Below are 12,012 nucleotides of genomic sequence, written 5' to 3'. Positions count from 1 at the left end.
AAAACATGTTAGTATCATTAGAATGGTTAAAAGATTATGTCAATACACAGGACTTAGCGCCTGAGCTATTAGCTGAAAAAATTACACGCTCTGGTATCGAAGTAGATGCAGTTATTGATCGTGCAAACGCTATGGATAAAGTAGTGGTTGGCTATGTAGTGTCTAAAGAGAAACATCCAGAAGCTGATAAGTTAAATATTTGTCAAGTTGATGTTGGAGAAGCAGAGCCACAACAAATTATTTGTGGTGCACCAAATGTAGATGCTGGTCAAAAAGTCATTGTTGCTCGTCCCGGTGCACATTTACCAGGTGGCATTAAAATAAAAAAAGCAAAACTTCGTGGTCATGAATCAAACGGTATGATTTGCTCATTGCAAGAACTTGGAATCGAAGGCAAGCTTGTTCCTAAAGCATATTCAGAAGGAATCTACGTATTACCGTCAGATGCAGAAGTTGGCTCTGATGCACTGGCTATTTTAGGCTTACGTGATACAGTGCTAGAGCTAGGCTTAACACCAAACCGCTCAGATGCTCTTTCTATGCTTGGTGTAGCCTATGAAGTAGGTGCCATCCTTACTGAGGAAATTAAGTATCCAGAGATTGCATATAAAACGGCTAATGAAAAAGCACAGGATTTATTAAAGCTACGTGTAGAAGATTTACAAGCAAATCCGATGTATGTCGCAAAAGTGGTGAAAAACGTAAAAATTGGTGAGTCACCAATGTGGTTACAAAATCGTTTAATGGCAGCGGGTGTACGCCCTCACAATAATGTCGTGGATGTAACCAACTATGTGTTAATGGAATATGGTCAACCATTGCATGCTTTCGACTATGATAGCCTAGCAACAGGTGAAATCGTCGTTCGTAAAGCAAAAGAAGGTGAGAAAATCACAACACTGGATGACCAAGAACGAACTTTAAAAGCTTCTGATTTAGTCATTACGAATGGAAAAGAACCAGTGGCGATTGCTGGCGTAATGGGTGGTGCCAATTCAGAGGTAACAGACGCAACAACGACTGTTGTCATTGAATCAGCTTATTTTGATGGTTTAACAGTACGCCAAGCATCTCGTCACCTTGGTCTACGTTCAGATGCATCGGCTCGTTTTGAAAAAGGGGTAGACCCAAATCGTGTCTTACCAGCCGCTGAACGTGCTGCCGCATTGCTTGCTGAATTAGCTGGCGGTGAAGTATTAGAGGGTACATGTCTAGTAGATGAGTTAGATAAAACAGCAGCGCGAGTAGTCGTTTCTCCAGATTTTATTAATGAGCGTTTAGGGATGAAGATTGCATTGGAAGATATGCTTTCGATTTTAGAGCGTCTAAAATTTGGTGTAGAGGCAGCAAATGGTTTACTAATGATTGATGCACCAACACGCCGCCAAGATATTAAAATCGAAGAGGATATTGTAGAGGAAATTGCTCGTCTTTACGGTTATGATGAAATCCCTATGACATTGCCAGAGGGGGCAACACAAGTAGGTAATCTAACACCATACCAAGCTAATCGCCGTGTTGTTCGTCATTATTTGGAAGGGGCTGGCCTCTACCAAGCTGTAACATATTCATTAACATCTGATGCATTGTCACAACGTTTTGCCTTAAAAGCAGAGCCAGTAACTAAATTGTTAATGCCAATGAGTGAGGAGCGCTCTACATTACGTCAAAGCCTTATTCCACACTTAATCGAAGCGGCTGCGTATAATGTGGCTCGCCAGGCTGAGGGTGTTGCTTTATATGAAATTGGTTCTGTGTTCCTTGGTCAATCAGATGAAGGGCAACCTTACGAAGAAGAGCATGTAGCAGCGGTACTAACAGGTAAATGGCTAGATCATGCTTGGCAAGGTGAGAAAAAAACAGTAGATTTCTTTGTGCTAAAAGGTATTATCGAAGGTGTAATCGGTAAACTTGGCTTAGAAAATCGCATGACATTTGTGAAAGCACAAGTGGATGGATTACATCCAGGACGTACGGCTAGCATCTTATTAGATGGCGAGCAAGTCGGTATTATTGGTGGACTCCATCCTGCAGAGCAAAAAGCATGGGGAGTCAAAGACACATATGTTATGGAAATGAATTTAGTTGCCCTATTAAATGCAAATGCACAAGAAGCCCCACTTGCATATACATCAGTGCCTCGTTTCCCAGTCATGTCTCGTGATATCGCGCTCATTATGGACCGTGCAACAACAGCAGGTGAAGTTGTCGAAGCTATCAGCGCAGCTGGCGTGAAATTATTAAAAGACATTCGCATATTCGACGTTTATGAAGGGGAAAAAATGGAGCTAGGTAAAAAATCCGTTGCATTTTCTCTCACATACTTCGATCCAGAACGTACTTTAACGGACGAAGAAGTAGTAGCCGCACACAATAAAGTGTTAAAAGCTATTGCTACGATTGCAGGTACAGAAGTACGCTAATCTATTTGAAAAAAGACTGTCTTTTTGAGGCAGTCTTTTTTTACTTGGGGAATTTAGCTAAGGGGGAGGATCAGCGCAAGTAGAAAGGCACTCTCAAAGAGGCTCAAAGCGTTCACTCCGAGAAGGTAGTTGCTCAAAGTAGTCCAAGTCGCTCTCAAACGAATTAAAAGCGTTCTCGTACAATTGGAATCTAGCAAGATTACTATTTTTCAAAAGAACCTAGATATGGGAACTACCCATAAGATTCCCCCTGCTACTTAAAAGAACATGGAATGCTTTTTAAATCTTCTTTCGTGCTTTTTCGGTGTTGGCAAAATGCCATTTTGTTATGGAGCGTAGAAATTCCTCGCCATGGCTACGCCAAATGCGAGCTGCTTGCATATCTACCTTGCTAGAAGCCCCCTTCATTAAGGTAAGCCCTGCGATTGCACTCAATCGATCCATTTCCTTTAAAAATGCAGCACGCGCTAAAATAGATGCTGTAGCGACAGCGACATGTAATTGCTCTGCTTTGGTAGAAAAATAGACATTTTCTTGTACAAGTTCATGTTCGTTTTTTAAATAATTGTAATAGACACCGCGTTCGGCAAACTGGTCGATTAAAATGAATTCGGGTTTTTCAGGTGCCATTTTCGTCAGCGTATTTTTTAGAGCCTTGTTGTGCATCATGGCTTTCATTTTTCCTTGGGAATAGCCTTTTGCCTGTAGGCTGTTATATTTCTCGTTGTGTAATACGAGGACACTATGGACACAAGCTGCTCGTAAATCCGGTGCAATTTTTCGCATGTAATCATCCGTTAGCATTTTCGAATCTTTTACGCCAAGCTCATTAATAAGTTCGATTTTGGAGGTAGGTACATATACCGCAGCCACTGTGATAGGGCCGAAATAATCACCTGTGCCAGTTTCATCTGAGCCTAAGACAGACATTGCTGCGAAATTTTCAGGTAGTACATCACCCTTTGCCCCGATAGATGAGGATGTCTGGCTAGTTGTTTTTTCAATAGTTCCCCAACGTGCCGCCTCGCGTTCAGCACCACCTCCTTGAAACATTAATTTTCCTGATTTATACATAGTAATGGCGGTATCTGGTAGCTTTGCAGCAAATATGACACCAGGAGCCTTACGCTCGATAAAATAGGTTGCGTAGTAAGCCATCACCTCTTTTTGAATATTTGTTGAAATGGAAAGCACAATATTTGACATTTAATCGTTCCTTTCTGTCCTCATTGTTCACAATTTTATACCTTTCATGGTATGATAATAAATAGCTTTTTTGTGTGATGGTGCTCACAAGCTGAAAAGATCGTGTGTGCATCGAATTTATAGGAGGGTGCGACTATGGAAAAACAAGAAAAAAATAAAATTTCTGTGGAAATATATGGTCATACATATAAAATGGTCGGCTCAGAATCCATTGGCCATATGCGACTTGTTGCTTCGATTGTTGATGACCGGATGCGCGAGATGAGCGTACATAATCCCTCACTTGATAGCACAAAACTTGCTGTTCTGACGGCAGTAAATACAGTACATGATTATTTACTATTAAAAGAACGAATGGAGCAACTAGAAGAAGAATTGAAAAAACTAAAGGGTTGAAGAGAATGTTAGATTTAATCATATTAGTGGTACTGCTAGCTGGAATTGGTGTCGGTGCAAAACGAGGTTTCATTGTACAAATGATGCACATTGTCAGCTTTGTCGTAGCCCTAATTGTTGCGTATATTTATTATAAGCCATTAGCACAAAAATTTGTATTTTGGGTGCCTTATCCAGGTGTCACTGATACAGGTAGCCTTGGTGTCGTCATTGATAGTCTCGATTTAGATCGCACCTTCTATCGTGTGATTGCCTTTGCGGTAATTTTCTTTGCTGTTAAAATAACATTGCAAATCGTGGCATCGATATTTGATTTTATTGCGTATTTACCTGTGCTCAATACAGTGAATCGTTGGCTTGGCGCATTACTTGGCATGATTGAAAACTATTTAATTATGTTTATTTTGCTATACGTGTGCGCTTTATTGCCGATTGATGTCATTCAAAATTTAATGTCGAAGTCATTGTTAAGTGGGCTTATGTTGGAGCATACACCGATTATTACGAAGATGTTCCAAAACTGGTGGTATATTTATATGCAATAGTAAACTGTGCACTTCTCTCTGTTTTGAGAGAAGTGTTTTTACGATAGGGGGAATTACCAATGAATAAAAAAACAATTATTCGCACACTCGAAAAAATTGCTTTATATATGGAACTACAAGGAGAAAACCCATTCAAGGTATCTGCTTTTCGGAAAGCAGCTGCAGCACTGGAGGGGGACGAGCGTTCATTAAGTGAAATGGACGATGTAACAAAACTTAAAGGGATTGGTAAAGGAACGGCTGCTGTCATTGAGGATTTGATGGTAACAGGTGAATCGAGTTTGTTAAAAGAACTAGAAGACATTGTCCCTAAAGGATTATTGCCATTGTTAAAATTGCCAGGCTTGGGAGGTAAAAAGATTGCGAAGCTTCACCAAGAGCTAGGCATTGACTCAGCAGAAAGCTTAAAGGCAGCTTGTGAAGCAGGGAAAGTTCGTGAATTAGCAGGCTTTGCTGTAAAAACAGAGGAAAAAATTTTAAAGGAACTCGCTAATTTGGCGAATCGCTCAGAACGTTTACCAATTTGGCAGCTTGAGCCTGTGGTTTTACAAATAGAGGCGCTTCTAGGTAGTATGAAGGAAGTGGAACGTTTTTCAGTTGCTGGAAGCTTCCGTCGGGCGCTAGAAACAAGTAAAGATATTGATTTTATTGTGGTGACACAAGCAGTTGAGGCTGTACGTGAAAAGTTATTAAATGGATTAGCCATCCAAGAAGTAGTGGCAGCGGGAGATACTAAAATTTCAGTGATTTTAGACTTAGAGGAGCCAGTTGGTGTTGATTTCCGTTTAGTGAAGGACAATGAATATGCAACTGCCTTGCATCATTTTACAGGGTCAAAAGACCACAATGTGCGTATGCGCCAACTTGCCAAAGCGCGTGGTGAAAAAATTAGTGAATATGGCGTTGAACAGGAAGATGGTACCGTTATAACGTTTTCAGATGAAGCGGCATTTTTCGCTCATTTTGACCTACCTTGGATTCCACCAAGCTTACGCACAGGAACTGTGGAATTTGATAATACAAAGACGATTCAACAGTTAGTGCGATTAGAGGATATTCAGGCAGATTTACATATGCATACGACCTGGTCTGATGGTGCATACTCTGTTGCAGAAATGGGCGAGGCATTACGAGCGCGTGGCTATCAATATAGCGTTATTACAGATCATTCACAATTTCTAAAAGTAGCAAATGGTTTAACACCGGAGCGTTTAGAAAAACAGCGTGTGGAAATTGAGGCATTTAATGCAACACATCCAGATTTCCATTTGTTTAAAGGGACAGAGATGGATATTTTGCCAGACGGCTCCCTTGATTTCGACGATCAAGTGTTAAAAGAGTTAGACTTTGTTATCGCTTCTATTCATTCGAGCTTTACACAATCACAAGATAAAATTATGGCACGTTTACTAACGGCCATGCAAAATCCTTATGTTCATATGATTGCCCATCCAACTGGTCGAATTATTGAGGATCGTGATGGCTATAATCCTGATATGAAACAGCTGATTGCGTGGGCGAAGGAATATGGTAAAATTTTAGAGTTAAATGCAAATCCGTATCGTTTAGATTTATGTGTGGAACATTTAGAAATGGCTTTAGCTGCAGGTGTACCTGTAGCCATTAATACAGATGCTCATGATATAGCGCATTTACGTTTTATGGATATCGGTGTTCGCTATGCCAATAGAGCATGGCTACCGAAAGATATGATAGTGAATACATGGACGCTTGAACAATTTGAGGCGTTCATACGACGAAATAAATAGGTTGAGGAGGTGTTCTCAGTGATAGCAGAACGCGCATTGAAAACACTAGAATACGATAAAGTTCGGCAACAAGTGGCCTCATATTGTACTTGCTCTATTGGGAAATCTGCCATTGAGGAGCTTGTACCACAAACAGATTTTGATAAAGTAGTACAATTATTAGAGGAGATGGATGAGGGATTATCCATTTTACGTGTTAAAGGCAATGTTCCAATGGGAGGAATATTTGATGTACGACCATCTGCAAGACGTGCCCAAATAGGAGGCATGCTAGCAGCAATAGAATTAATGGAAATATCGAGCACAATTCGAGCGAGTAGAATTTTACGTAATTTCATTGAGGATTTAGAGGCTGATGAAGTGATTGAAATTCCACATTTCATCGCGAAAAAGGAAGCGATACCTGTTTTAACAGGTTTGCAACATGAAATCAACAACTGTATTGATGACAATGGAGCTGTTTTAGACTCGGCTAGTCAAACATTGCGTTCTATACGCCAATCTTTACGAGCTGAAGAAGGGAAAGTCCGTTCTAAGCTGGAAAGTTTAATTCGTGGAAGTAATGCAGCGAAAATGCTTTCTGATACACTTGTGACAATTCGTAATGATCGCTTTGTTATTCCTGTTAAACAAGAATATCGTCACCATTATGGCGGGATTGTCCATGACCAATCCTCTTCTGGTCAAACCTTATTTATCGAGCCAGACTCTGTTGTACAAGCGAATAATGAAATTCATCGCTTAAAAATGAAGGAGCAGGCGGAAATTGAGCGTATTTTACTGGCATTAAGTGCAATGGTGCAAGAAGTAGCATCAGATTTATTTAATTTAGTGAAAGTTTTAGGGGATATTGATGTTATTTTAGCTAAAGGCAAATATGGACAAGCCAATAAATGTACAATGCCTAAAATGAATAAGGATGGCTATATTCGACTAGTTCGTGCACGTCATCCACTTCTACCAATAGAGATAGCTATTCCGAATGATATTGAATTTGGTAAAGAAATTACAGCTATTGTCATTACGGGTCCTAATACAGGTGGTAAAACGGTAACATTGAAAACGGTAGGTCTGTGTACATTAATGGCGCAGGCAGGATTACCAGTGCCAGCATTAGATGGCTCAGAACTTGCTGTATTTGAGCAATTGTTTGCTGATATTGGTGATGAGCAATCAATTGAGCAGTCACTTTCTACGTTCTCGTCTCATATGGTCAATATTGTAGACATTCTACAAAAATTTGATCATGAATCACTTGTTCTTTTCGATGAATTAGGAGCAGGTACTGATCCTCAGGAAGGAGCAGCCTTAGCTATCTCCATTTTAGACGAAGTACATGGACGCGGTGCACGTGTAATGGCTACAACTCATTATCCTGAGCTAAAAGCGTATGGCTATAATCGACCAGGTGTTGCCAATGCTAGTGTAGAGTTTGATATTGAAACTTTGAGTCCAACCTACCGTCTACTTATTGGTGTACCTGGGCGCTCTAATGCATTCGAAATATCCAGTCGTCTTGGACTGCCTGAATCCATTATCGATCGTGCGAAAGGCTTTACAGGGACAGACCGACATGAGGTTGAATCGATGATTGCTTCATTGGAGGAAACACGTCGCCAATCAGAAGATGATGCAGAACGTTCCCATGCATTGCTAGTAGAATCGGAAACTTTACGTAAAGAGCTTCAAGATAAATTACAAGCCTATGAAGAGCGTAAAGAGGCACTTGATAAGAAAGCAAAGGAAAAAGCTCGTAAAATTGTTGATGAAGCGAAAAGAGAAGCGGAAGCGATTATTACAGAGCTTCGAGAAATGCGCAAAAATGCTGATCAAGTTGTCAAGGAGCACGAATTGATTGAAGCACGTAAACGTCTGGAAGAAGCAACACCACTTGAAGACAATAAAGTACTGAAAAAAGCAGCGCAAGTAAAAGCACGTGCGCAAAACTTAGTTGTCGGGGACGAGGTAAAGGTGTTAAGCTATGGTCAACGAGGTACTTTGTTAGAAAAAGTGTCAAATACCGAATGGGTTGTCCAAATGGGGATTTTAAAAATGAAAATCGCTGATAGTGATTTAGAGTATATTAAGCCTGAAAAAGAAACGGTATTACGAACAGCTGGTGTGAAAAATCGCAATAGCCATGTAAAATTAGAATTAGATTTGCGTGGTGAACGCTATGAGGACGCTATTTTAAGAACAGAGAAATATATTGATGATGCGTTACTCGCTAATTATGGGCGTGTGTCTATTATTCATGGGGTTGGTACAGGGGCTTTACGTCAAGGTATTCAAAGCTATTTAAAGAAGCATAAGCGCGTGAAATCCTTCCGTTTTGGTGAAGCCGGCGAGGGGGGCTTAGGCGTCACAGTTGTTGAATTGAAATAAGCTATAAAGGGGACGGAGAAAAATGCTGAATTCTGGCTTTTGGCGATATCCAATTATCGAAACGGCAGGATATTTTAGTGTTGTTGTATTATGTTTAGTCGTCTCGATGGCATTGTTCGAAGTCGTTACGAAATATAAGAATTGGGAAGAAATTAAAAATGGTAATGTTGCTGTGGCCCTTGCAACAGGTGGAAAAATACTAGGGATTTGCAACATCTTTCGTTTTTCCATTGCACGCCATAGCACATTAAGTGAAATGATTGGCTGGGGTCTTTTTGGCTTTACACTATTGATTGTAGCGTATTTCTTATTTGAATTTATGACACCTCGTTTTAATGTAGATCAAGAGATTGCCAATGATAATCGCTCAGTTGGTTTCATTTCCTTTACCATTTCAGTCGGTCTATCGTTTGTAATTGGGGCAAGTATTGCATAGGAGTGTCATGACATGGAAAAATTAGCAAAAGTACTAATCATTGTCTGTATTGCATTTTTGGCAGTGGGCGTCTACTATATGATGACTGTTTAAGTAAAAAACGCATTCTCTTATGAGGGTGCGTTTTTTGTATTTACTTCAATTTCTGCTAACAGCTATTCATTTTCCTCCATAACCTGAATAAATAATTATTTTTATAGTATAGGAATATCCTCATAATTTTCTATTTGAAAGATTTGAGAATGAATGAGGATTCATAAGGTGTATGCAAATAAAACAGACTAAACATCTGTCATATTAATGTTGTGAATTGCATAATAATTAATCGAAAATGCATTTATTTTCTATTTTCTGTTTGAAACTGCATTTCTTTTTCATTATAATAAATATAAGAATTGACAAAGTTTGGGACAAAGGGGAGAGGACGTATGACAGCAAAACCATGGCTAGCAAATTATCCTGAAGAAGTACCACCGTCTTTAACGTTTGAGGAAATTCCAGTGCAAGAGTTTTTGACACGCGCCTATAAAAAGAATCCATCCAAAGTTGCGATTCATTTTATGGGGAAGGATTTGACGTACACCGAGCTATATGAGTCAGCTTTAAGGTTCGCAAACTATTTACAAGCATTAGGTGTGGAAAAGGGAGATCGAGTAGCCATTATGCTACCTAACTCGCCACAAAGTGTAATCGCTTACTACGGCGCTATGTATGCAGGTGCTGTTGTCGTACAAACAAATCCACTTTATACTGAACGTGAGCTTCAATACCAAATGGCTGATTCAGGTGCGAAGGTTATTCTTGTCATGGATATTTTATATCCAAGAGTGATGAAAATTATGAAAGAGACAGCACTTGAAAATGTTATCGTGACAGCCATTAAAGATTATTTACCATTCCCAAAAAATTTAGTCTATCCATTTATTCAAAAAAAGCAGTATGGCTTTAGTGTCAAGGTTGAACATAGCGGGCAAAATCATTTATTTTCAGAAATCATGCGCTCTGCACCGATTAAGGTAATTGATCATATCTCATTTGATTTTGAAGAAGACCTAGCACTCTTACAATATACTGGTGGAACAACGGGGTTCCCAAAAGGGGTTATGTTAACCCATAAAAATTTAATTGCCAATACGACAATGTGTGATGCCTGGATGTATAAATGTGTGCATGGTGAAGAGACCATTATGGGCATTCTTCCATTCTTCCACGTCTATGGTATGACAACGGTTATGCTATTATCAGTATTCACTCAAAATAAGATGGTGCTCTTACCGAAATTTGATGCTGAAACGGCATTAAAAACGATTGATAAACAAAAACCAACACTTTTCCCCGGTGCACCAACCTTATACATTGGTCTTCTAAATCATCCAGACATTGCGAATTATAATTTATCATCTATTAAGGCGTGCTTAAGTGGCTCTGCTTCATTGCCAATTGAAGTTCAGGAGAAATTTGAAGCGGTTACTGGTGGGAAGCTCGTAGAGGGCTACGGATTAACAGAAACATCACCTGTAACACATGCTACGCCAATTTGGGGTAAGCGAGTGATTGGTTCAATCGGTTTACCTTGGCCTAATACAGAAGCTATTATTTTACGTACAGGGGATACGGAAGAGCTTCCAGTTGGCGAAGTGGGTGAAATCGCTGTCAAAGGTCCACAAGTGATGAAGGGCTACTGGAACCGACCTGAGGATACAGCAGCGACATTTGTCGATGGCTGGTTTTTAACAGGTGATCTTGGTTATATGGATGAGCAAGGTTTCTTCTATGTAGTGGATCGTAAAAAAGATTTGATCATAGCGGGTGGCTTTAATATTTATCCTCGTGAAGTGGAAGAAGTGTTATACGAACGCGAAGAAATTCAAGAGTGTGTTGTTGCAGGCATACCTGACCCGTATCGTGGAGAAACGGTAAAAGCTTATATTGTTTTAAAAGAAGGATATTCGATCTCGGAGGACGAATTAAATAAATATTGCCGTCAGCATCTAGCGGCATTTAAAGTTCCTCGTTATTATGAATTTAGAGAGGAACTACCAAAAACAGCCGTAGGAAAAATTTTACGCCGCTCTTTGGTAGACGAAGAAAAAACAAAATTGGCGAATAAAGAAGCGAAATAAATACGTGTGAAAGTATTGACAAGTAATGCTGTAAAATATAATATGAAAATATGAATGAATGACCATTCATATTTTCATATTTTTTTAGGTTCACACGTCATATTGATATTGTAGACGTGCGCATGTTTTTTAGGTGGTGATATAAAAGTGAAACGAGATAAGCCGAAATATAAGCAAATTATTGATGCAGCTGTCATCGTTATTGCGGAAAATGGGTATCACCAAGCGCAAGTATCGAAAATCGCCAAACAGGCAGGGGTGGCCGATGGAACAATCTATTTATATTTTAAAAATAAAGAAGATATATTAATTTCTGTCTTTAATGAAAAAATGGCTGTTTTTGTAGAGTCATTACAAGATATAATAGAAAATGGAAGTACGTCTCGTGACAAACTTTCACGAATGATTGCCAATCATTTTAATGTTCTTGCGACAGATCGATACCTAGCAACCGTCACACAATTAGAGCTTCGCCAGTCAAACAAAGACTTACGATTAAAAATTAATGGTGTACTACGTGAGTATTTACATTTACTCGATCAAATTTTAGTCGAAGGTATGCTTTCAGGGGAGTTTAATCAGACGATGGATGTACGCTTGGCACGACAAATGGTTTTTGGAACAATTGATGAAACGATTACGTCGTGGGTTATGAATGACTATCGATATGATTTGATGGAACAAGTTCCAAAGGTTCAGGCATTAATCCTGAACGGCATTAAAGCTTAA

At 39.5% G+C, this 12,012-nt stretch carries 9 protein-coding genes; 8 read left to right on the top strand and 1 reads right to left on the bottom strand.

Annotated elements, in window-relative coordinates; genetic code table 11:
• Positions 1 to 5: 5 nt before the first annotated feature.
• Positions 6 to 2,423 (top strand): phenylalanine--tRNA ligase subunit beta, encoded by a 2,418-nt coding sequence (gene pheT / locus AC6BKE_RS24060; RefSeq protein ID WP_036128257.1) that lies wholly within the window; start codon positions 6 to 8, stop codon positions 2,421 to 2,423.
• Between the two features lie 279 nt (positions 2,424 to 2,702).
• On the opposite strand, the gene rnhC is transcribed toward pheT, so the two are convergent.
• Positions 2,703 to 3,629 (bottom strand): ribonuclease HIII, encoded by a 927-nt coding sequence (rnhC, locus tag AC6BKE_RS24055; RefSeq protein WP_036128256.1) that lies wholly within the window; start codon positions 3,627 to 3,629, stop codon positions 2,703 to 2,705.
• A 135-nt stretch (positions 3,630 to 3,764) separates the two neighbouring features.
• Here rnhC and zapA point away from each other — a divergent pair, with 135 nt between their 5' ends.
• From zapA to fadR, 7 genes are all read left to right on the top strand, one after another.
• On the top strand, positions 3,765 to 4,025 hold the full coding sequence (gene zapA, locus AC6BKE_RS24050; RefSeq protein WP_036128254.1) for a cell division protein ZapA: 261 nt from the start codon (positions 3,765 to 3,767) through the stop codon (positions 4,023 to 4,025).
• A 5-nt stretch (positions 4,026 to 4,030) separates the two neighbouring features.
• The gene (locus tag AC6BKE_RS24045) at positions 4,031 to 4,570 is read left to right on the top strand and encodes a CvpA family protein (RefSeq protein WP_036128251.1); all 540 of its coding nucleotides are present in this window, start codon (positions 4,031 to 4,033) and stop codon (positions 4,568 to 4,570) included.
• Between the two features lie 59 nt (positions 4,571 to 4,629).
• A complete protein-coding gene (gene polX, locus AC6BKE_RS24040) occupies positions 4,630 to 6,339 on the top strand; it encodes a DNA polymerase/3'-5' exonuclease PolX (protein ID WP_058844334.1) in 1,710 nt (569 codons plus the stop codon).
• Between the two features lie 18 nt (positions 6,340 to 6,357).
• Positions 6,358 to 8,724: an endonuclease MutS2 gene (locus AC6BKE_RS24035; RefSeq protein WP_058844335.1), complete on the top strand. Its 2,367-nt coding sequence runs from the start codon at positions 6,358 to 6,360 to the stop codon at positions 8,722 to 8,724.
• A gap of 22 nt (positions 8,725 to 8,746) precedes the next feature.
• Positions 8,747 to 9,160: a DUF350 domain-containing protein gene (locus AC6BKE_RS24030; protein ID WP_036128246.1), complete on the top strand. Its 414-nt coding sequence runs from the start codon at positions 8,747 to 8,749 to the stop codon at positions 9,158 to 9,160.
• A 428-nt stretch (positions 9,161 to 9,588) separates the two neighbouring features.
• On the top strand, positions 9,589 to 11,283 hold the full coding sequence (locus tag AC6BKE_RS24025) for an AMP-binding protein (RefSeq protein WP_036128244.1): 1,695 nt from the start codon (positions 9,589 to 9,591) through the stop codon (positions 11,281 to 11,283).
• Between the two features lie 147 nt (positions 11,284 to 11,430).
• Positions 11,431 to 12,012: a fatty acid metabolism transcriptional regulator FadR gene (gene fadR, locus AC6BKE_RS24020; RefSeq protein ID WP_036128243.1), complete on the top strand. Its 582-nt coding sequence runs from the start codon at positions 11,431 to 11,433 to the stop codon at positions 12,010 to 12,012.

The organism is Lysinibacillus sp. COL-1, assembly GCF_059814265.1.
The sequence above is the reverse complement of the archived record's forward strand: the minus strand, read 5'-3'. Positions and strand labels throughout refer to the sequence as shown.

Coding starts and splice junctions, on each gene's coding strand:
- pheT (WP_036128257.1), top strand. CDS start 6: ATGTTAGTATCATTAGAATGGTTAAAAGATTATGTCAATACACAGGAC.
- rnhC (WP_036128256.1), bottom strand. CDS start 3,629: ATGTCAAATATTGTGCTTTCCATTTCAACAAATATTCAAAAAGAGGTG.
- zapA (WP_036128254.1), top strand. CDS start 3,765: ATGGAAAAACAAGAAAAAAATAAAATTTCTGTGGAAATATATGGTCAT.
- AC6BKE_RS24045 (WP_036128251.1), top strand. CDS start 4,031: ATGTTAGATTTAATCATATTAGTGGTACTGCTAGCTGGAATTGGTGTC.
- polX (WP_058844334.1), top strand. CDS start 4,630: ATGAATAAAAAAACAATTATTCGCACACTCGAAAAAATTGCTTTATAT.
- AC6BKE_RS24030 (WP_036128246.1), top strand. CDS start 8,747: ATGCTGAATTCTGGCTTTTGGCGATATCCAATTATCGAAACGGCAGGA.
- AC6BKE_RS24025 (WP_036128244.1), top strand. CDS start 9,589: ATGACAGCAAAACCATGGCTAGCAAATTATCCTGAAGAAGTACCACCG.